Source organism: Methanothermobacter sp., from assembly GCF_030055435.1.
GTDB lineage: Archaea > Methanobacteriota > Methanobacteria > Methanobacteriales > Methanothermobacteraceae > Methanothermobacter.
In genome coordinates, this window is the sequence record NZ_JASFYG010000002.1 from 108,706 (window position 1) to 130,064 (window position 21,359).

16 protein-coding genes are annotated in these 21,359 nt (G+C 48.2%); 10 read left to right on the forward strand and 6 right to left on the reverse strand.

Annotation, left to right across the window (positions count from 1 at the left end; genetic code table 11):
* Positions 1–80: 80 nt before the first annotated feature.
* From leuS to QFX30_RS02380, 3 genes are read right to left on the reverse strand one after another with little or no spacing between them, the layout of a single operon-like run.
* Complete coding sequence (leuS, locus tag QFX30_RS02370; RefSeq protein ID WP_300487702.1) at positions 81–2,930, reverse strand: leucine--tRNA ligase; 2,850 nt, start codon at positions 2,928–2,930, stop codon at positions 81–83.
* A complete protein-coding gene (cutA, locus tag QFX30_RS02375; RefSeq protein ID WP_300487705.1) occupies positions 2,911–3,228 on the reverse strand; it encodes a divalent-cation tolerance protein CutA in 318 nt (105 codons plus the stop codon). The genes leuS and cutA overlap by 20 nt, the downstream gene beginning before the upstream one ends.
* Entirely contained in the window at positions 3,228–4,013 is a 786-nt protein-coding gene (locus tag QFX30_RS02380; RefSeq protein WP_300487708.1) for an NAD+ synthase, read from the reverse strand. The genes cutA and QFX30_RS02380 overlap by 1 nt, the downstream gene beginning before the upstream one ends.
* A gap of 129 nt (positions 4,014–4,142) precedes the next feature.
* Between QFX30_RS02380 and QFX30_RS02385 the strand changes: the two genes are divergently transcribed.
* Both QFX30_RS02385 and QFX30_RS02390 read left to right on the forward strand, forming a co-directional pair.
* The gene (locus QFX30_RS02385; RefSeq protein ID WP_300487711.1) at positions 4,143–5,126 is read left to right on the forward strand and encodes a TRC40/GET3/ArsA family transport-energizing ATPase; all 984 of its coding nucleotides are present in this window, start codon (positions 4,143–4,145) and stop codon (positions 5,124–5,126) included.
* 249 nt (positions 5,127–5,375) lie between these two features.
* Positions 5,376–6,401, forward strand: coding sequence for a H(2)-dependent methylenetetrahydromethanopterin dehydrogenase-related protein (locus QFX30_RS02390; RefSeq protein WP_300487713.1), 1,026 nt, complete (start codon positions 5,376–5,378; stop codon positions 6,399–6,401).
* 103 nt (positions 6,402–6,504) lie between these two features.
* On the opposite strand, the gene QFX30_RS02395 is transcribed toward QFX30_RS02390, so the two are convergent.
* Positions 6,505–10,620, reverse strand: coding sequence for an SBBP repeat-containing protein (locus QFX30_RS02395; RefSeq protein WP_300487717.1), 4,116 nt, complete (start codon positions 10,618–10,620; stop codon positions 6,505–6,507).
* Between the two features lie 403 nt (positions 10,621–11,023).
* Between QFX30_RS02395 and QFX30_RS02400 the strand changes: the two genes are divergently transcribed.
* Positions 11,024–11,593: a hypothetical protein gene (locus QFX30_RS02400; protein ID WP_300487720.1), complete on the forward strand. Its 570-nt coding sequence runs from the start codon at positions 11,024–11,026 to the stop codon at positions 11,591–11,593.
* A 46-nt stretch (positions 11,594–11,639) separates the two neighbouring features.
* On the opposite strand, the gene QFX30_RS02405 is transcribed toward QFX30_RS02400, so the two are convergent.
* Complete coding sequence (locus tag QFX30_RS02405; protein ID WP_300488230.1) at positions 11,640–12,269, reverse strand: cobalt-precorrin-7 (C(5))-methyltransferase; 630 nt, start codon at positions 12,267–12,269, stop codon at positions 11,640–11,642.
* An 85-nt stretch (positions 12,270–12,354) separates the two neighbouring features.
* Here QFX30_RS02405 and QFX30_RS02410 point away from each other — a divergent pair, with 85 nt between their 5' ends.
* The 4 genes from QFX30_RS02410 (at position 12,355) to QFX30_RS02425 (ending at position 17,828) form a co-directional block, all read left to right on the forward strand.
* The gene (locus tag QFX30_RS02410) at positions 12,355–13,545 is read left to right on the forward strand and encodes a redox-regulated ATPase YchF (protein ID WP_300487723.1); all 1,191 of its coding nucleotides are present in this window, start codon (positions 12,355–12,357) and stop codon (positions 13,543–13,545) included.
* A 139-nt stretch (positions 13,546–13,684) separates the two neighbouring features.
* Positions 13,685–16,420, forward strand: coding sequence for a cation-transporting P-type ATPase (locus QFX30_RS02415; protein ID WP_300487726.1), 2,736 nt, complete (start codon positions 13,685–13,687; stop codon positions 16,418–16,420).
* 111 nt (positions 16,421–16,531) lie between these two features.
* A complete protein-coding gene (locus QFX30_RS02420; RefSeq protein ID WP_300487729.1) occupies positions 16,532–16,804 on the forward strand; it encodes a hypothetical protein in 273 nt (90 codons plus the stop codon).
* A gap of 13 nt (positions 16,805–16,817) precedes the next feature.
* A complete protein-coding gene (locus QFX30_RS02425) occupies positions 16,818–17,828 on the forward strand; it encodes a potassium channel protein (protein WP_300487732.1) in 1,011 nt (336 codons plus the stop codon).
* A 9-nt stretch (positions 17,829–17,837) separates the two neighbouring features.
* On the opposite strand, the gene sfsA is transcribed toward QFX30_RS02425, so the two are convergent.
* Positions 17,838–18,536, reverse strand: coding sequence for a DNA/RNA nuclease SfsA (sfsA, locus tag QFX30_RS02430; protein ID WP_300487735.1), 699 nt, complete (start codon positions 18,534–18,536; stop codon positions 17,838–17,840).
* 133 nt (positions 18,537–18,669) lie between these two features.
* Between sfsA and cfbD the strand changes: the two genes are divergently transcribed.
* The 3 genes from cfbD to hisH are packed head-to-tail and all read left to right on the forward strand — an operon-like array spanning position 18,670 to position 21,355.
* Positions 18,670–19,749 (forward strand): Ni-sirohydrochlorin a,c-diamide reductive cyclase catalytic subunit, encoded by a 1,080-nt coding sequence (gene cfbD / locus QFX30_RS02435; protein WP_300487737.1) that lies wholly within the window; start codon positions 18,670–18,672, stop codon positions 19,747–19,749.
* Positions 19,750–20,754, forward strand: coding sequence for a sugar phosphate nucleotidyltransferase (locus QFX30_RS02440; protein ID WP_300487740.1), 1,005 nt, complete (start codon positions 19,750–19,752; stop codon positions 20,752–20,754).
* Between the two features lie 4 nt (positions 20,755–20,758).
* The gene (gene hisH / locus QFX30_RS02445) at positions 20,759–21,355 is read left to right on the forward strand and encodes an imidazole glycerol phosphate synthase subunit HisH (RefSeq protein WP_300487743.1); all 597 of its coding nucleotides are present in this window, start codon (positions 20,759–20,761) and stop codon (positions 21,353–21,355) included.
* The last annotated feature ends 4 nt before the right edge of the window (positions 21,356–21,359 follow it).

Consider the following 21,359-nt stretch of genomic DNA (forward strand, 5'->3'; position numbering starts at 1 on the left):
TAATCCCCAAGCCAGCATATTATTTTTTAAATAAAAGGGTCAGGCAATGAATAAATAAAAAAATGAATGTCCCTTTAACCTCATGTCTCAAGATATATTGCAGGTTTAAGGGGAACAGCATTTTTGGCCTTGTTTTCAGGGTCGTAGTCTGCATCACGGTGGATCACCACATCGGCCCCCACCTCTGATTTTATGTAGTCACTGGCATCAACCAGCACACTGTACTCATCCACCTCAACAACCTCGGATTTACCTGCATCCCGGAGGATCCTCCTCACAAATTCTGAGACCTCCTTCATGTTGCTATGGACTTTTGAGGCTGAAACCCTCCCCATTATGGCACCCATATCCGGTTTTCCAACCTCAGATGCTATTCTCAGGACATCCCATTTCCAGGGCGGTGATATGTAGAGGTGCACCCTCTCAGGCCGGGCGTCCAGTATTTTCATGATCTCCTGGATATCCCTGACGGTGTTCTGGATCATCTCCTCTGCAACCTGGACCTCCCTGCTTATGGCTTCCTCCCTGAAAGCGGGCCAGGGGGCCTCTGATACGAAACCTTCACCACCGTACCTCTCCCACATCTCCTCGGCTGTGTAGGGAGTGAAGGGTGCCATGAGCCTTATCCAGGCGCTCAGAACATGTGCAAGCACCATTTTAACCTCCATGTCGATAAGGCCATCAACACGGGCCATGTAGTGGTCCACATCCTTTTTGAGAAGATAAAGAGCCTCCTGCACGGCTTTACGGGTCTGGAATGACTCAAGGGCCTCTGTGGCCTCTCTTATCCTGTGGTTAAGCTGGCACATCATCCATTTACCCGCGAAACTTTCAGGCTCAAATTCAGGAAGTTCAGATAGGGCCAGTTTGCCGTCCCAGATCTCAGAGACCCTTTCACAGAATTCCCTGAACCACTCGATGCGCCTCCTGGTCCCTATAACCTCCTTCTCCCTCCAGTCAAAGTCCTGCCAGGGCTCTGCAGATGACATTAGGAATAGGCGCACAACATCTGCTCCATGCCTCTCTATCGCATCCCTTAGTAGTATCACGTTGCCCTTGGATGAGGACATCTTGTTACCCTCAAGGAGGCCCATTCCAAATACAACAACACCACGGGGCCAGCGGGATTCAGGGAATATGGCGGAGTGATGGAATATGTGGAATGTGAGGTGGTTGCCTATGAGGTCCTTGGCAGATAGTCTCCAGTCAAGGGGGTACCAGTAGTTGAATTCCTCCCTGAGTTCATCATCCCCTCCGCTTTCACCAAGGAATACACTGTCAAAGAACTCATCATCCAGTTTCTCGGGCTCCATCTCCCTCAGCTTATGGGCGATGGTGTAGTAGGCCATGTAGATGGTTGAATCAGTTAGGGGCTCTATTATCCACCTCTCATCCCAGGGGAGCCTTGTACCTAGACCTATCCTCCTTGAACATGCCCAGTCATTCAGCCAGTCAATGTAGTACTGGAAGTTGGCCCTTACCTCCTCAGGTATTATATTCATCCTGGAGAGGCATCTGTGGGCCAGTTCCTTCCACTCCTCATCGGAGTACTTCATAAACCACTGGTCCTCCATGAGCCTCACAACGCACCTTCCACCACAGCGGCATATTACAGGGCGCTCTGCAAACTCGTACATCTCATCAGCGAGGCCTTCAGATTTCAGTTCATCTGCTATGACTTCACGGGCCTCTGAAACCTTCATTCCAGCATATACAGGGATGTGGCTGCTCATCACACCCTTGGCATGTTCGACCTTGTAGAGTTCCCCTGTGGCGTCTTCAAGGCGTTCATCTTTCTGACTCTCAACCCCGAATTTCTGGATCACCTCTGCAGCGGGGAACATTCCGTAACCCTCAACTGTGATCACATTTATGGGTTCGAGGCCCTCAATCACATCACCGAGGCCATACCTTTCAAGCAGTTCAGAGTTCTTCCTGAGGTCCTCAAGGGCTATGAAGTCTGCAGGGGCATGGGCAGGTACAGAGAATACTACTCCAGTGGCGTACTCAGGGTCAACGAATGAGGCTGGAAGTATGGGGTGCATTTCTCCGGTCACAGGGTTTTCAACTTCCCTTCCAATGAGTTCCTCAGGGTCCACGTCACCCTCAACCTCAAGGTCCAGCTTCTGATGGGACAGGTTATTAATGGAGGCGCGGCTTACTATCCACTCTTCACCGCCCGTCCGTACCCTCATGTACTCCTCATCCGGGTTCAACCAGAGGTTGGTTGCACCGTAAATTGTTTCAGGCCTGAAGGTTGCCGCAACAAGGTATGAATCATCCAGTCTGAACTTGAGGAGTGTGAGCTGGTTTATGGCCACACCCTCCCCCTCAAGGAGGTCATGGTCACCCACAGGGTTTTCACAGTCAGGGCAGTACTTCACTGGATGGGCACCCTTCCTTACAAGGCCCATCTCACGGAGCTTCCCTATCTGCCACTGTATAAATCTGCTGTAGCTGGGGTCCGTGGTCTTGAATTCACGCCTCCAGTCTATGGAGTAACCCATATCCTCCATCACAGAACGGTACTCCCTGCTGAAGTATTCAACTATGTATTCAGGGTCACTGAAGCGTTCAAGTTCCTCCTCGGGTACCTTGTGGACCTCCCTGTAGATCTTGAGGGTCCAGGGGTCCTTTCTCTGTATCCTCCTGGCTATACCTATTACCGGGGCCCCTGTGACATGCCAGGCCATTGGAAATAGGACGTTGTATCCCTGCATCCTCTTGAAACGTGCATAGACATCCGGGACAGTGTAGGTCCTTCCGTGGCCTATGTGCATGGCACCGCTGGGGTAGGGATAGGCAACTGTCAGGAAGATCTTTTTTCTGTCATCGGGGTCAGCATGAAATATTCCTGCATCTCTCCACTTATCGCGCCATTTACTCTCAATATCCACTGAATCACCGCCATCATGGCTTTTTGACTTCATTATTTAACCATTCAAGGTAATCACGGGATCCCCCTGTTATGGGAATTGAAATTATGCATGGATTATCATAACTATGTAGTTCCCTAACTCTTTTAATTATTTGCTGGGTTAATTCACTGGTTGTTTTAACAATAAGGACCGACTCCTCATCCTCCTCAAGGGAGCCCTCCCAGTGGTAGAATGATTTTATGGAGGGTATGATGTTCACGCAGGCTGCGAGTCTATCCTCAACAAGTCTACGCCCGATCCTTGCGGATTCCTCCTGGCCTGAGGTTGTTATGTATATCAGTGTGAACATCAGATCACCTCAAGATCAGGTATTTCAGGGGGTCTGAGCTTGTGTCCTGCCGCATTTATCATACCCTGTATCCTCTTAACCTCTTCAGCAGGCACTTCAAGTTCAGATGCGACTTCAGGAACCCCCATTTTTTTATCAACCAGCAGAAAGAGGATCTCATCCAGGACATTGTAGCTTATCCCTAGTTCCTTCTCATCGGTCTGGCCGGGCCAGAGGCCGGCTGATGGGGCCTTGGATATTATCTCGGATGGAACACCAAGCTCCTCTGCAAGCATACGGACCTGTTTCTTGTAGAGGCCCCCAATTGGAAGTATGTCGACTCCCCCATCACCGTATTTGGTGAAGTAACCCACAAGGAGCTCCGTACGGTTACCGGTACCAGCCACAAGCCGGTTCATGGAATTTGCATGGTAGTAGAGGACCATCATCCTTGCCCTTGGCTTGAGGTTCGCCACAGCAAGTCTGCTGGGCCGGTGACCGCATATACCACTGAAGGCCTCCAAAATGGGTTCAATGTCCACCATCTCATATTCTATCCCGGTTTCCACTGCAACCATCTCTGCATGTTTGAGGTCCTCAGGGGGTGTTGTGGCAGACGGCATGATTATGCCAAGAACCCTATCCGGGCCAAGGGCATCCGCTGCAAGGTAGGCGACAGTTGAAGAGTCCACACCCCCACTGAGACCCAGTACAACGCCATCTGTCCCGCTATCGGCCACCCTGGCCTTTATGAAATCCTCTATCTTCTCCCTCATATGGGGACCAAGCCCTGGAACATGTCTCATGGAACCACCCTCTCCAAAGTAGCAATGGTTAAAAGTAAGTAGGGTATATTTTATATAACCATATAAATCAATGTAAGGTAACATGCAAAGGTGTTCATCAGCATCACGGATTCTTACAGGAGGAGTACAATGGCATTTAAGGATCTTTTCAAGTTCAATAAGGGAAAAACAACATTCGTGTTCATAGGCGGAAAGGGAGGGGTTGGTAAAACAACCATATCCGCCGCGACAGCACTCTGGATGGCCAGATCAGGTAAGAAGACACTGGTTATCTCAACCGACCCTGCACACTCACTTTCAGATTCCCTTGAAAGGGAGATAGGTCATACACCAACCCTGATAACAGACAACCTCTACGCGGTTGAGATAGACCCTGAGGTTGCAATGGAGGAGTACCAGGCTAAGCTGAGGGAACAGGCGTCAATGAACCCTGGAATGGGACTTGAGATGCTCCAGGAACAGATGGACATGGCGTCGATGTCGCCGGGTATCGATGAGGCAGCGGCCTTCGACCAGTTTCTCAGGTACATGACAACCGATGAGTACGATATCGTGATATTTGACACTGCACCCACAGGCCACACACTCCGTCTGCTCTCATTCCCTGAACTCATGGACTCATGGGTTGGGAAGATGATCAAGATAAGGAGACAAATCGGCACCATGGCAAAGGCCTTCAAGAACATACTCCCATTCATGGGTGACGAGGAAGAGGAGGACAGGGCCCTCCAGGACATGGAGGCCACCAAGAAGCAGATAAACGCTGCAAGGGAGGTCATGTCAGACCCTGAAAGGACCTCCTTCAAGATGGTTGTGATCCCTGAGGAGATGTCCATATATGAGTCTGAGAGGGCAATGAAGGCCCTTGAGAAATACAGCATACATGTAGATGGTATCATAGTCAACCAGGTACTGCCAGAGGACAGTGATTGTGAGTTCTGCAATGCAAGGAGGAAACTGCAGCAGGAGAGGCTGAAGCAGATACGTGAGAAGTTCAGTGACAAGGTGGTCGCAGAGGTTCCACTACTCAAGGAGGAGGCCAAGGGTATCGAGACCCTTGAGAAAATTGCCAGGCAGCTTTATGGCGAACCTGAGTCAGCTGATGGAATATAATACGTTTGGGGTTTATAATATTAAAAATTAATTAACCTCAAACGCCATTATTTTTACATAAAACTGCTTTTATGGGTTTAAAAATTATTAAAATTTTTAATTCATTATATATCCGATTTTAAGGCAATATTAATGTCTTAAATTCGTTTTGGAATGATATAATGCCTTATTTTTTTTAAAAAATCAAATGCCAAAATTTATAATATTCCTTCAAATTACTTAACAATATATTAATGTTAGGTGAGCACTATGAAAGTTGCAGTTTATGGCGCGGGTAATCAGAAACTTTATGTGGACCAGCTGAATTTGCCTGAAAAATACGGGGGCGAGGCACCCTACGGTGGAAGCAGGATGGCAATTGAATTTGCAGAGGCAGGTCATGATGTTGTGCTAGCAGAGCCAGCAAGGGAGATGCTGGATGATGCACACTGGAAGGTTGTTGAAGATGCAGGTGTAACAGTGACAGATAACGATGCTGAGGCAGCCAGTGAAGCAGAAATAGCAGTTCTATTCACGCCATTCGGTAAAAAAACATTTGATATAGCCAAGGATATAACAAAGCACCTTCCAGAGGGTGCTGTGATAGCAAACACCTGTACAGTATCCCCAGTGGTCCTATACTACGTCCTTGAAAGGGAACTTCGAAGAGACCGTCAGGATCTGGGTATAGCATCAATGCACCCTGCAGCTGTCCCTGGAACACCACAGCACGGCCACTACGTCATAGGCGGACACTCAAGCAGTGAGCTGGACATAGCCACCGATGAACAGATCTCAAGATGCGTTGAACTCGCAGAAAGCTGTGGTAAGACACCCTACGTTGTACCTGCAGACGTATCAAGCGCAGTTGCTGATATGGGGTCCCTTGTAACTGCCGTAACACTGTCAGGTGTCCTTGACTACTACTACGTCGGTACCCAGATAATCAAGGCACCTGTGGAGATGGTTGAGAAGCAGATCCTCATGACACTCCAGACAATAGCATCCCTTGTTGAAACATCAGGTGTTAATGGAATGCTCAAGGCAATGAATCCTGAGCTCCTTGTGAGAAGTGCAAGGTCAATGCACCTCCTTGAGGAGCAGGAGGAACTGGATGCTGCAATTAACACACTCTCTGACCTTGATGATGAGGTTATCCAGTGGATAAATAAGGGTGAGATCAAGCACACGGATCTCGTTGCAGCCCAGGCCCTTGCAAAGGAACTCAAGAACCTCATGGGTGGAAAGGCGGCAGAGGGTACCATAAGAAGATGTATGAGGAAGATGTTCGAATAAAACCTTTATTTTTAACTATTTTAATAGATAAGCGCTTTTTCTATTAATCAGCACGGTTATTCATATAGAAGTAATTGCTTTTCAAAAAAAAATAAAATAAAAATCAGGTTACGGTTATTCGCGTATCAACCGTCCTGAATGTCCTGGTTATGTAGACGTAACTGTAACCCCTGATTGTCTTTGTGTGGCTGAGGGTTGCTGAAAGTGTATCCGCCCTGAAGGTCTCAGATAACCTTATGGTCCTTGTGTACCTGCTTGGGTTGTAGATCTTCCTTGTTGTAACGATTCTTGCATCATAGGGGTAGTAGCCGATGGTTGCAGTGTAGGATCCTCCGGGTTTCAGTGTAAATTTGTAGGTTTTGTATGCAAGTTTTGAACCGTCTGATGAGTAAACTGTGGCATAGTAGGTCACCGTTGTAGTGTAACTTCCTGTGTTTTTGAATGTGAATCTGTAGGTCCTTTTTGGGGGGTTCACGTAAACGGTTGCGGTTTTCAGGTTGTTGATGCTGAATGTGTATACACCTGGAGATGAGATGTACCTCTGGAATCTCAGCACCGCACCCTCATGAGGCCCCACCCTCACCGTGTAAGTACCTATGAGGTTGCCGTTGAGGTACACTGGAATTGTAAAGCTACCTTCAACGTCACCGGTGTTCTGGATTTCTGCCTCAACCTCCACAGTGGCTGATCCCACGGCACTGGATGGTGTTACATTGAGGGACCCTATTTCAAGTGTGGCAGGTTTCAGTGCATTGATGTTTGCAGCGGGTAGCGTGTCAATGGTAACGGTATGGTTGCCCCGCTGTGTTATGGTGTATCTGAACGTTACGGTGGTCTCTCCAGAGGCAGCCACGTTCACGGTCCTTGATGCAACCGGTACCCCGTCTATGTAAAGCCTTGCGGTGTAGTTGCCTGGAACGTCACCCACATTGAAGATCCTTGCAGATGCCTCAATGCTTAGGGGAAGAACCCCCTCGTGTGGTGAAACCATCAGCTTGTCCACTATGAATGTGGCGGGTCTCAGGACCCTCACAGTCACCGGTGCAAGGCCATTAACTGTGACGTCATGGGTTCCAGGTTCACCGAGCTCCACCCTGAAGATCACCGTGGAGGAGCCGGGGCCGCTAAGCTGCACTGTCTTATTCTGAACATTCACTCCGTCTATGTAGAGCCTTGCGGTGTAGTTGCCGCTTCCAGCCTCATTGGTGCTGATTTTCGCTGTCACGTTGAATATGAGCGGTGAAACACCTGAACTTGGAGTTACGTTGAGGTTTGAGACTAATGGTTCATTGAGTACCCTCACGGTTACAGGTGCAAGTGCCCCTATGCCAGTAAGGTATGTCCCTGGAGCATTAAGGGTGTGGTTGAACCTGACCTGAGATGTTCCGCCTGCGGGAACTGTCACGGTTCTTGTATCAACAGCTGCACCATTTATGTAGAGGGTTGCGGTGTACTCTCCATCAACCTCCCCAGTATTTCTGAGTTTAGCGGATGCTGCAAGGTCAAGGGGACTGAATCCTGATGTGGGGGTGACGATTAAATCTGAGGCGGTTATATTCGCCGGTTTAAGAACCCTGACATTCCTTGCGAATCCGTTGATTCCAACACTGTAGTTTCCGGGTAACAGTGTTGTTTTCATTGAGATTTCCCTTGTCTCACCGGGGCTGAGGCTTACTGTGTTCTCCTGCACAGTTTGGTTGTTGACATGAAGCCTTGCTGTGAAACCTATGACCATATCATAGGGGTTTGTAACATTAAGGAGTGCTGTGACGTTCAGTGCACCAACTCCTGTTACGGGAGTAACACTGAAGCCTCCAAATACAGGGTCAGGGTCAAGCACCCTGATTTTGATCTCTTCACCCGAGTTAACACGGATGTTGTACTCACCAGGGACAATGATCTGGTTCTTAATTGAAACCTTAACACTTGACCTTCCCGGGACGGTAACCGTCCTGCTGTCCCATGCGACACCGTCAAGGTAGACGGTGACGGTGAAATCACCTGGAAGGTCTCCCTGGTTCCTTACTGTGGCGTTCACGGTGACATTCAGGGGTGACTTACCCTCAAGTGGCGTTACTGTTACATTGGTGAGGGTGAAGCTGGCTGCACTGAGGACCCTGACTGTACCTGAAGTGGCGTTGTTGAGTGATATTGTATAGATTCCACTTTCTGGAAGTGTTACCATGGTGGAGAATGGTAGTGTACTTCCGCCTGGAACATTTAAGGTGTGTGAACTGACCTCCTCTCCGTTGACATATATTATAGCCGTGTAACTCCTCGTCCTTGAATCTATGTTGGTGATATTCGCAGTGACCATCACACTCAGTGGTGCAAGACCACTTTCCGGTGTCAGCCTGAAACCGTCTACAAGGAACTTTTCACCTTCCATCACATTGACGGTGAGGGGTTCAAGGTCATTGATGGTTATTTCATGCACACCGGCGCCAAGGATGCTGTTGAAGGATACTCTGACCCTTGATTTTGCATCAACAGTCACAACCGTGCTATTAATGAGGATTCCATCGATGTAGAGGCCAGCTGTGTATGTGTCAGGTAGATCACCGTAGTTCACAATATCAGCAGTCACGTTAACCCTGAGGGGTTCTGTGCCGGCCCGTGGCAGTACTGTGAGATTTTCAGGGATTATGAGCGGCCCGCTGAATGCCCTTACAGTGAATGGCTGGAAGTTGTTCACGGTAACAGAATATGTCCTGCTGCTCCTGAGAAGGTATTCGAAGCTGAAGTCCCTTGTTGCTTTTGAGGCCACCTCTATCCACTGCCATAAGACCTCGTATCCGTTAACGTAGAGCCCGAGGCGGTACCATCCGCTGGCATCCCCGTAGTTGGTGATTTTACCGTTAACTGTAATTGATAGGGGTGCTGTTCCATTTACCGGTGTTACACTGAGGTTACTTATGAAGAAGGGTGTGAACCTTGTGAGGAAACCATCTGATAGTCCTGTGAGTTTCATTTTGATGGCATCCGATGTTACAGGGAAATTGTTTGACCAGGTCTTTCCTGCAACATAGACATTCTGGTAGGGGTCAACAGCAACAGCATAACCCTGATCCGCTTCTATACCCCCGAGATAGGAGCTGTAGAGGACACTTCGCGGGGTGCTGAATTTTGTGATAAAGGCATCCACACCATTCAGTGACCTGTCAAATGCTCCATCTGTGAGGGGGAAGTCAGATGAGGATGTTGTACCTGTCAGGTAAAGGTTCCCATACTTGTCTGCTGCAATTCCATATACTGCGTCATCACCGCTTCCACCGAAGTAGGTTGAGTATGTCACTTCCTCACCATCGAATGCAGCGATGAATCCATCAGAAAGACCCTTCTTTGTCCTCTGGTATGCACTCACAGGGGTTATGGGGAAGTCCGTGGAGTTTGTTTTACCTGCAACGTATATGAGACCACCATAGGAGGTAATGGCGTGGCACATGTCCTGTCCTGAGCCTCCAAGGTAGGTTGAGTAGTCAAAGCTCATCTGTGGTGTGAATCTTGATATGAAGATATCATTCGTACCCCTCTTATACTGTAAAACCGCATCGAAGGTTACTGGAAAATCATCAGAGTAGGTGTACCCTGCAAAGTAGATGTTCCCGTTCTTGTCAAGGGCAAGTCCCTGGCAGTAGTCGTCCCAGGACCCTCCAAGGTAGCTGAGGTAGGTAACGGTGAGGTTCTGGTCAAGTTTGGCGATGAATGCATCATAACCACCCTTATTGTTTTTCTGGTAAGCGTCATCTGTCACCTGAAGGTCCTCTGAGATGGTGTAGCCACTCACATAGAGGTTTCCCAAGCCGTCCATTGCAAGACCCTTTGCAACGTCATACTTAGATCCACCGATATATTTGATCCCTTCGAGTTTACCGAGGGGGTCTATTCGTGCCAAGAACGCATCCTTACTCTCGACACCATCTCTACTTATTTCGCCCGCAACATAGGCGTATCCATCTGCATCTGCTATTATCCTGTGTCCCCAGTCGTCCCCAGGTCCGCCGAAGTTCATGTAGTATATGATCTGTCTTGATGTGTTGAATCTGGCCACGAAGACGTTCTTGGATCCACTGACATGCGTTGAACCGGTTACATAGATGTATCCGGATTCATCAACGTAAACGTCACGTGCCTCATCAACCACATCACCACCGAGGTAGGTTGAGTAGTCCATGGTGTAATTTGATTCAGCAAAGGCTGAGCCCTGAAGGACGAGCATGAGAAGGAAGCCGCAGATCAGAGCAGAAAACTTTTTATATGGATCAATGATTATCACCTCCCAAAAACATTACATTTTATATTTTACTTATAATGAATATAGTTTACGTTTTAATTTTGATAATAACATTTAAATTTTGCTTTGTTCATTTAGAAAAACACGGGGAATGTGTGGATTTTGCCTTGTTCATTTAGAAAAACACGGGGAATTTATATAAGAATCAAAAAGCGACGATAAGGCCGATTATTATTAAAATAATCATTTTTTATATTATTAAATTATTTTTGAATTAGATAACTCTTACTCACCTTTCATTCTAATTTATCTAACGTTTAGCTGCATATTCACGAAAAATATAAATTTATCCATGTCTATTATTAAATAGTGAATAAGGGGTGTTGTCATGAAGGCTCGTTGCACTGAATGTGGCAGGACATATGAATTCGAACTTCAAGCCGGGGAAAGGCTTGATGAATATGAATGTAAGTGTGGCGGCTCCCTCAGGAGAATCGGTGGTTCCCTATCAGATAAAATAACTAAAAACAGAAATTTACAGATCGCAGGGATTTGTTGCATTTCATTTATTCTAATAGTTCTTGCAGGGTTTTCTTCACCCGAATATGACCCCACAGAAATCAAAGAAAAGGCGATTGAAGTTTCAGCCGCTGAACTATACAGTAACTCTATAAAAGAGGGGACTCCAGTGAGGATAAGGGCTTATGTTATTGATTCGCAGGATGGAACAATGAGGATCTGCCAGACGACCCGGGATGAATTTGGAGAGACACTAGATTATGACAGAGATATAATGGTTGAAGGCGATTTCCAGGCCTTCTATGAAAATGAGGAGGTTATTGTGTGGGGTATATTCAGAGGTCCCTCTTCATATGTAACTGTTCTTGGCTCTGAGAGAACAGTACCCCTAATCGATAACGCAATAGTTGAGAAGACAGGCAACAGATATCATATGTGAAAAAATTTGTATGGATTAAAACTTTGACGTAGTTCAGAAGTTTTCGCTAAATTAAGACTATTATTGACATGTAACTGAATTCAGATTCCAGCAGTTCCCTTAGTTTCACTTCAACAACCCTTTCATCAGGGTAGCTGAGTCTTTCACAGACAGCAACACACCTTTCTGGATTCACACCACTTTCAATAAGGAACCTGGCGGTCTCAGAGGGTGTCCTTGATGGGAGAATTATTGTCGGCCTTCCGTTATTAATGATATCCACCATGTCCTCCTCGTCGCGCCCGTGAAACGTGACTATGTCAGCATCATCCCAGGGTATAAGTAGCCTTGCAGCGCAGAGCTGCACGGAACTCACACCGGGGATAACCTGGACTTCAACATCAAGCTTCTTTTCTGATATTATCCTCTTAATTGGTTTCAGAACACCTGAAAACCCGGGGTCACCTGTTGAGAGCACCGACACCTTACGTGAAATTGCAAGCCCGGCTGCCATTTCAAGCTTTTCATTCATATCCCCAGCACCCAGCACGATAGCTTCATTCACATCAGGAAACAGTTCAAGGGCCCTTTTACTCCCAAATACAGTATCAGAATTCTTCACAGCGACAGCTGCGGCAGGTGTGATATAATCAGATGAACCGGGACCTATCCCCACTATATAGAGCACCATGACCATCCAAACCTGTGAATTCAGTTTCACTGGATCTTATTCAGGACCAACATATATAATTGTTTCATGACCATTTATTAATGTGGTAACAATGATTCAGATTGCAGTCACAGGAAAACCCAATGTTGGAAAATCATCCTTCTTCAATGCAGCCACACTTTCTGAAGCGGAGGTGGCATCATACCCCTTCACCACAATCGACGCCAATCATGCAGTTGCCTATGCATCCTGCAGATGTCCCTGTCAGGAGCTTGGAGTTCAGTGCAACCCCAAAAACTCACGATGCATTGATGGCACCAGACTGATCCCGGTGGAACTCATCGACGTGGCGGGTCTTGTCCCGGGGGCCCATGAGGGAAGAGGTCTTGGAAATAAGTTCCTGGATGACCTCAGACAGGCCAGGGCATTTCTGCATGTAATAGATGCATCAGGTTCGACAGATGAGGAGGGAAGGCCTGTTGAGCCAGGGAGCCATGACCCTCTGGAGGATGTGCAGTTCCTTGAGGATGAAATAACCATGTGGCTCTATGGCATCCTTGAGAAGAACTGGGACCGACTTTTAAGGAAGGCAGCATCAGAGAAGCTTGATATGAATCGCATAATCCATGAACAACTCTCAGGTACAGGGATAACTCCAGAGGATATCATCGAGGCCTCAAGGAAGGTGGAGGCAGATATCTACTCCTGGGGTAAGGATGAACTCCTGGAATTTCTCGATGAACTCCTCAGGATAGCGAAGCCAATGCTGATAGTTGCAAACAAGGCAGACATTCCAGAGGCGCGGAAAAACATTGAACGCCTCATGGATTCCTACCCATACGTGGTGCCGGCATCTGCAGAGGCTGAAATTGCCCTAAGGAGGGCATCAGAGGCCGGACTTATTAATTACACACCGGGAGCAGGGGACTTTGAGATCATTGATGGATCAGGGCTCAACGACAGGCAGAGAGCGGCCCTTGATTATATCCGTGAAAACGTCCTTGAGGTCTATGGAAGCACCGGTGTCCAGGAGGCAATCAACAGGGCGGTATTTGATCTCCTGGACATGATAGTTGTCTTCCCGGTTGAGGACGAACACCACTACACTGACCAGAGGGGTAACGTTCTCCCCGACGCACTCCTGGTGCCCCGTGGTTCAGGCCCCAGGGACCTCGCCTACATGATACACACCGAGATCGGGGACTCCTTCATGCACGCCGTGGATGCAAGGAGGGGGATGAGGGTTGCTGCGGACCATGAACTTGAGGACGGGGACATAATAAGCATAATATGCGGCAGATAGTATTACATAAAGTTAATAACATGGGTGGTCAGTTTCAAGTGTAAGTGTCGTGGTATTTGCTGCGCGAATAAATATGTGGCTGGAAACCATGATATTACTGAAATTTATTAAATTGAGTGGTACATTTCAAGTGTAATTGATGGTGAGGACGATGGGGGGTATACACGAGCTTCATGAGGAAGAGGTTTTCAGGAGGCTTGAGACGTCACCCTCTGGCCTTGACCCCCCTGAGGCTGAAAGGCGCCTTAAGAAATATGGTCCCAACGAACTTGAGGAGGTCAGGGGTAAACCACACATACTTGTCTTTCTATCCAACCTTTACAATGTACTGGCGATCCTCCTCTGGGTATCAGCTGCCCTGTCGCTCATCACAGGCAACACCCAGCTTGCAGTTGCGATTGTACTTGTAATAATCATAAACGCGGTTTTCAGTTTCTGGCAGGAATATGAGGCCGAGAAGGCTGCAGAGGCCCTGAAGGATATTCTGCCGGTTATGGTTAAGGTTCTGAGGGGCTCAAATGAAACTGTTATCCCTGCGGCTGAGGTGGTTCCTGGGGATCTGATCCTTCTTGAGGAGGGTGACACGGTTCCGGCAGATGCAAGGCTTGTTGAATCAAGCCAGCTCAAGATTGACGCATCCACCCTTACAGGCGAATCAAAACCTGTCAGAAAGGTGTCGCATCCAGTTGAAAAATTCGATAATTACATAGATATCGATAACATCGTATTTGCAGGTACACAGGTGGTATCAGGGACAGGAAGGGCCATAGTATTTGCAACAGGAGGGGATACAGAATTCAGCAGGATAGCATCCCTTACACAGGAAGTGCGAGAGGAGCCAAGCCCACTTCAGAGGCAGATATCCCGGGCTGCCAGTATCATAAGCATTCTCGCAGTTTCAATGGGCATTGTTCTTTTTGCAGTCAACCTCTACATTGTTAAACTCCCCCTCGAGACTGCGCTCATCTTTGCAATAGGGCTCATGGTTGCAAATGTACCTGAGGGCCTTCTACCAAGCGTAACACTGGCGCTTGCAGCATCAGCAAGGAAGATGGCCAGGGAGAACGCCCTTGTGAAGAGACTCTCCAGTGTGGAGACACTGGGATCCACAACAATAATCTGCACAGATAAGACCGGGACCCTCACAAGGGGTGAGATGACAGTAAGGAAGATCTGGATACCCTACAGGGTCGTGGAGGTCACAGGTTCAGGCTACAGGCCAGAGGGGGAATTCCTCTGCAACGGAAACCCCGTAACCCACCGGGAGGTAAGGGAGATAAGACTCTTAATGAGGGCGGCGTCATTCTGCAACGATGCAAAACTTGTTAGAGACGAAAAGGGCTGGCACGTGATTGGGGACACAACAGAGGGCGCACTACTTGTGGCTGCAGAGAAGATAGGCTTTGACCTTGAGGGTGAACTTGAGAGGATGCCCAGGGTAATGGAGCTTCCCTTTGATTCAAAGCGAAAGTCGATGACCTCAATCCATCAAAAATCAGGTAAAAGGGTGGCCTACGTAAAGGGAGCCCCGAAAAAGATAATAGATTTATCAGAGAGGATATCAGTTGATGGGAGACCCAGACCACTGGATGATGATGAAAAAAGGAAGATCATAGAAATACATGACAGAATGGCCTCTGAGGGTCTCAGGGTACTTGCATTCGCTTACAGGGAACTCCCGGAGGACCTTGAGGATTACACACCGGAGAATGTTGAAAGGGAACTGACACTGGTTGGAATGGCTGCAATGCATGACCCGCCTAGGGAGGGTGTGAAGGAGGCTGTGAGGCAGTGCAGAACTGCAGGTATAAGGATAATAATGATAACCGGGGATTACGGTCTAACAGCCGCAGCCATAGCAAAGGAACTTGGAATAATAGAGGGCGATAGCTACAGGGTGATAAAGGGAAGGGAACTGGATGAAATGGAAGACCCTGAACTTTTAAGGATACTTTCTGAGGAGGAGAACATAATATTTGCCCGGGCAGTCCCTGAACACAAGATGAGGATAGCATCGGTCCTTGAGGGCGCCGAGGAGATAGTTGCAATGACAGGTGATGGGGTAAATGATGCCCCTGCCCTCAGGAAGGCGGATATTGGCGTTGCAATGGGTAGCGGCACCGACGTTGCAAAGGAGGCCGCTGACATAGTACTCGCCGATGACAACTTTGCAAGCATTGTAACTGCGGTGAGGGAGGGCAGGACGGTATATGAGAACATAAGAAAATTCATAACCTACATATTTTCACATGAAACCGCAGAGATAGTTCCCTTCGTCCTCATGGTGCTCTTTGGAATACCCCTACCCATAACAATAATGCAGATACTTGCAATAGACCTCGGTACCGATACACTGCCTGCCCTTGCTCTGGGAAGATCCCCACCTGAATCTGATGTGATGCAGAGGCCGCCAAGACCGGTTAAGGAGAGACTACTTAACCTCGAGGTCCTCCTCAGGGGGTACCTGTTCACAGGATCCATTGAGGCATTCCTTGTGATGATGGCATACTTCCTTGTGCTCTCAGGGGGAGGATGGGTGCCAGGCCAGAGCCTCCCTGCAGATGACCCCCTCTACCTAAGGGCCACAACTGTGGTCTTTGCAGGTATAGTGATGGCCCAGATGGGCAATCTCCTCTCATCACAGACCACCCGCTCCTCAGCACTGAAAGTGGGGCTTCTGAGGAACAGGTGGGTACCCGCTGGCATGATATTCGCAGTCATTGTGATGCTGATGGTCATATACCTGCCCCCACTGCAGCCGGTTTTCGGGACACAGCCACTGAAACCGGTTGAATGGCTGATGATCATCCTATTTGCTCCACTGGTTTTCCTTACAGATGAGGCGAGGAAGTTAATTCAGAGAAGGCTTGGTTGATCAGATATTTTCAGACATGGGACCGGGAACTTAATCCTCATCTGGTATCAGAATCTTTCAGAAATTTTTTAATAATGCAAATTAGAAACGTATTGCAGAGGAGGTGCCTTAATGAGATGGATTGCACTTTTGCTTTTAATGGTATTTATTGCCGGCGCCATTGAAGCATGCGCTGCACAAGACTCAGATCCCATGAAACCCAAAATCAAGAGGGGTGGATTCAGCGGATTTAAGGGTTCATCAAAGAAGCTCAAAACAGATCTTGACGATGATGACGATGATGGGGGCTCCGGTAGCTGGTGGCTTCTTGCAGCTATTGTGATTGTTCTGATTGTTGGGATGGTCCTGGCCTACATATTCTTCACAAGGCGTGGAACCCCATAAAGGGCAGGGTAATATGGTGCTCATAGTTGAGATAATAAGGAAACACCTACCACGGGTTATGAGGGTACCTGCTGCACGGATATTCCTCCTTGCAGCGGGGGTCATCACCTATGGAACCCTTGGATTCCACTTCATTGAGGGTGAATCATGGACGGTCTCATTCTACTGGACCTTTGTAACCATAGGGACCGTGGGTTATGGAGACTACAGCCCATCAACACCACTGGGGATGTACTTCACCGTGACCCTCATAGTCCTGGGTATAGGGACATTTGCCATTGCAGTTGAGACACTCCTTGAATTCCTGATAAAGAGACAGCAGATGAGGCTTATGGGGCTGATAGACGTGGTTAAATCAAAACATGTGGTTATATGTGGGTGGAGTGAGAGCACACTGGAGTGCCTGAGGGAACTCGGTGGAAGCGAGGTCTTTGTGCTCGCTGATGATGAGGGTGTCAGGAAGACTGTCCTCAAGAATGGTGCCAACTTTGTGCATGGAGACCCAACAAGGATATCTGACCTTGAAAAGGCCAATGTAAAGGGTGCAAGGGCAGTTATAGTTGACATGGAGTCTGATTCAGAGACAATACACTGTATACTGGGGATAAGGAAAATTGACTCCAGTGTGAGGATAATAGCCGAGGCCGAACGCTATGAGAACATCGAGCAGATCCGGATGGCCGGCGCCGACCAGGTAATCTCACCATTTGTTATATCAGGCAGGCTTATGTCAAAGAGTATCGATGATGGCTATGAGGCAATGTTTGTACAGGACGTTCTTGCAGAGGAATCTACACGGAGAATGGTTGAAGTTCCAGTACCCCCTGAAAGTCCCATTGAGGGCATTTCGGTCCTTGAAGCGGACATCCATGAGAGGACTGGTGTGATAGTAATCGGTGTGGGACGGGGTAATGAACTCATAATAGACCCACCCAGGGATTATGTATTCAAAGAGGGTGATATAATCCTTGGTATAGGGAAAAATCATGAGATAGATCGTCTGATGGAATACATCGGGTCATGATAACTGGAATCACGGCCATATAACAGGTATCCGCCTTAGGGGCTCAACACGCACAGAATCATCAAGAAGTGTGCGGAAGGAATATGCTATCACATTCACACCTTTACCATGGGCTTCTTTCAGTGCATATGAAAATTCAGGGTCCATATCAGTATTTGGAGAGAAATAACGTGCATTTTCACCAAAAACCAGAAAAAGGACGCTGCTTTTATAGCCCATGGAGAGCGCAGATGCAAGCTCCTCAACATGCCTCCTTCCCCTCACTGTGGGGGCATCAGGGAAGAGTGCCATCTCACCATTTACAAGGGTACAGCCCTTAACCTCAACAAGCATTTCTTCAGTTCCCGATGAGAGAAGGAAATCAATTCTGCTTCTTCCAAATCTGCACTCTCTTTTTTTCACCCTGAAACCACGGAATTCGTCAACAAGCTCTGATTCTATAAGGCTGGCTGCGATGTCACTGTGGAAACCGGAATTCACAAGGACCCACTCATCCCCCCTTCTGAGTGCTATGACATCAAATTTGGTTTTCCTTTCTTTTCCAGCGGCTTTCCTAACAATGACCTCATTTCCAGGTATAAGAAGCTCCCTGAGCCTACCGGGATCCTTGAGGTGGGCCAGACTCCTTTCACCACCCACATCAACAACCATGGTGAACCTGTTGGGTCTTTCAAGGTATCTTCCCATAAGGGGATTATCTATGATCATGGTAACCATCCTTATATACTAATTTGACTTAAATGAATATCAATCAGTCCATGGATATGAACTGTGGGGTTAGTGAATTCGTGTGTTGATGGATATCAATCACTCCCCGATATGAACTATGAGGTGAGAGAATTTGCATCCAAGACCCAGCCCAATAGCAGCATCACTCTACACACTCAGAGACCTCGATGCTGATGTTATAATCCTCCATGGCCCCCATGGGTGCTGCTTCAGAACAGGAAGGCTCCTTGAAACCGACGGGGTCAGGGTGCTGACCACTGCAATGTCAGAGCAGGACTTCATATTCGGGGCCTCAGATAAACTGGCAGAGACACTCAGAAAGGCCTATGAAATGTTTTCACCTGAACTTGTGGGTGTTGTTGGAACCTGTGCCAGTATGATAATAGGCGAGGACCTCAGGGAGGCGGTCCAGAGGGCAGACATACCTGCAAGGGTCCTGACGGTTGAATCCCATGGGGGATTCGGTGAGGGTGACAACACAGAGGGGGCAATAATAGTCCTTGAAGCGGCTGCAGAACAGGGAATAATCCCCCATGAGGAGGCCGAAAGGCAGATAGAGATGCTCAAACTTGCAACCGAGATTGAGAAGACGAGGGGAATGGCACAGGGCGACTACATACGCCCATCCCATGGTGATGATAAGAATGAGGTGGCATTAAGGGTCCTCGAGGCCATAAAAGATGATGAAAAAGTTGCATTTGTGCTTAACGCCAAGAAAGAGACATCATACCTCTTTGCAGATCCCCTGACACTTCCATTTCACTCAATAAACCCTGATAACCCTCCTCTTATAATCGCGAATCTTGACAGGAACACAGGTCTTCCAAGGATACGCAGACATGCAGCGAACATACTCGCAGAAATAGAGGGGGCAGGCAACCGTGTTGATTACATAACAGGGGGCCTAGACGAATACCCTGTAACAGGTGAAAGGGCAGCGGAGATACTGAGGGATGAGGAGATAAAATTTGCAGTCGTATCAGGTGTCCCCCATGCCCTGCCGGTTGAGGAACTTGAACTTGAGTCCGTCGCCGTTACAGACGGGCCAAGGCTCGTGGAACCACTCCATAAACTTGGATACACCCATGTGGTGGCTGAACTGGATGCACATGCAAGGACGCTGGGGCAGAGCACCATTGTTTCATCAGACTTTGGAGATGCCCTTAGGCGAAACATTGAGAAGGTGATTTAATTGGCTGAAACCGTTGGAATGATACTTTGCGGAGGATTTGGAAAGAGACTGAGACCCCTAACCGAGAAGATACCCAAACCACTCATAGAAATAAAAGAGGGCTACACAATCCTGGATAAACAGCTCTTTGACCTCAAAAATGCAGGTATAAAGAAGACCTACCTCCTCACAGGATTCCTTGGGGATAAGATAGAGGAGAGATATGGTGATGAGTACAAGGGTCTTAAACTGGAATATGTGAGGGAGGAGAAACCCCTGGGGACACTAAACGCAATAAGGCTGGGTATGGAGGCCATCGATGGAGATAAACAGTGCCTAATACGTAACGGGGATGTGGTGGCGGACCTGAACATAAGGAAGATGATACACCTTGGGGAGATGTCTGATTATCCCCTCACAATCTTCATAACCAAGATGCAGTCACCCTACGGTATAGTGGAACTCAGCGGGGACAAGATAATCAGCTTCAGGGAGAAACCCCTCCTTGACTATTACATAAATGCAGGTGTGTACTTCTCCAAGGGGCAGCTGGACTTCGGGGACTTCGAGTCAGGTGATATTGAGAAAACACTCTTCCCGCTCATGGCCAGTGAAAACAAACTCGGCTACTACCGGGAGGACGGCCTCTTCTGGATGGCAATAGACACCTCCAAGGAGCTGGAGGAGATACGTAAGGAGTACCGTAACAGGGAGGACAAGCCGTGGGGCTATGAGAAGGTGCTCATAAATACGGAGAAGTACCTCACAAAGGAGCTGTTCATAAGGGAGGGGTACAGGACATCCTTCCACTACCATGAGAAGAAGGATGAGACCATGTACATAATATCAGGGTCAGGGTACATTGAATTCCAGGACAGGAAGGAGTACTTCAGCAAGAATGACACCATCAGAATTGAGCCCGGTGAGAAGCACTCCATCGTGGCAATGGAGAACACGGTACTCCATGAGGTATCAACGCCCCACCTCGATGACACCGTCAGGGTGAAGGACTACTACGCCAGGTGATCCATTGATAGCCATCATAGACTATGGAAGCGGGAACATCCGGAGCATATCCAACGCCTTCAGGAAGATAGGAGCTGAGGTTCAGGTAACATCAAGTCCAGAATCCCTCAATGACTCAGAAGCCCTCGTGCTTCCAGGGGTAGGGGCATTTGGAAGTGCAATGGATAAACTTGAGAATTTAAGGGACCCAATAATCAGGAACATAGAGGATGGTAAACCCTTCCTGGGCATATGCCTGGGACTCCAGGTCCTCCTATCCGAGAGCCAGGAATCACCTGGCGTCAGGGGACTTGATGTGATACCCGGCAGGGTTGTGAGGATACCCCCCGGAAACAAGGTGCCACATATGGGATGGAACCAGCTGGTTCCCAGGAGGGACTCCCCGCTCCTTGAAGGCGTCGAGAATGAGTACTTCTACTTCGTCCACTCATACCATGCAGAACCGGCAGAGGACGTTGTGGCGGCAACAACCGAGTATGGTATTGAGATGACAGCGGCCATTGAGTCAGATAACGTATATGCAACCCAGTTCCACCCTGAAAAGAGCGGTGAGGCGGGACTTGATATCCTGAGAAACTTCAGGGAAATAATCAGGGGGTAAATTT

Bases quoted from the DNA above. Each gene is read 5' to 3' on its own strand.
- QFX30_RS02405 (WP_300488230.1), bottom strand. From the start codon at position 12,269: ATGGTCATGGTGCTCTATATAGTGGGGATAGGTCCCGGTTCATCTGAT.
- cutA (WP_300487705.1), bottom strand. From the start codon at position 3,228: ATGTTCACACTGATATACATAACAACCTCAGGCCAGGAGGAATCCGCA.
- QFX30_RS02380 (WP_300487708.1), bottom strand. From the start codon at position 4,013: ATGAGACATGTTCCAGGGCTTGGTCCCCATATGAGGGAGAAGATAGAG.
- QFX30_RS02390 (WP_300487713.1), top strand. From the start codon at position 5,376: ATGAAAGTTGCAGTTTATGGCGCGGGTAATCAGAAACTTTATGTGGAC.
- QFX30_RS02385 (WP_300487711.1), top strand. From the start codon at position 4,143: ATGGCATTTAAGGATCTTTTCAAGTTCAATAAGGGAAAAACAACATTC.
- QFX30_RS02395 (WP_300487717.1), bottom strand. From the start codon at position 10,620: ATGCTCGTCCTTCAGGGCTCAGCCTTTGCTGAATCAAATTACACCATG.
- QFX30_RS02420 (WP_300487729.1), top strand. From the start codon at position 16,532: ATGAGATGGATTGCACTTTTGCTTTTAATGGTATTTATTGCCGGCGCC.
- QFX30_RS02400 (WP_300487720.1), top strand. From the start codon at position 11,024: ATGAAGGCTCGTTGCACTGAATGTGGCAGGACATATGAATTCGAACTT.
- sfsA (WP_300487735.1), bottom strand. From the start codon at position 18,536: ATGATCATAGATAATCCCCTTATGGGAAGATACCTTGAAAGACCCAAC.
- leuS (WP_300487702.1), bottom strand. From the start codon at position 2,930: ATGAAGTCAAAAAGCCATGATGGCGGTGATTCAGTGGATATTGAGAGT.
- QFX30_RS02425 (WP_300487732.1), top strand. From the start codon at position 16,818: ATGGTGCTCATAGTTGAGATAATAAGGAAACACCTACCACGGGTTATG.
- QFX30_RS02410 (WP_300487723.1), top strand. From the start codon at position 12,355: ATGATTCAGATTGCAGTCACAGGAAAACCCAATGTTGGAAAATCATCC.
- QFX30_RS02415 (WP_300487726.1), top strand. From the start codon at position 13,685: ATGGTGAGGACGATGGGGGGTATACACGAGCTTCATGAGGAAGAGGTT.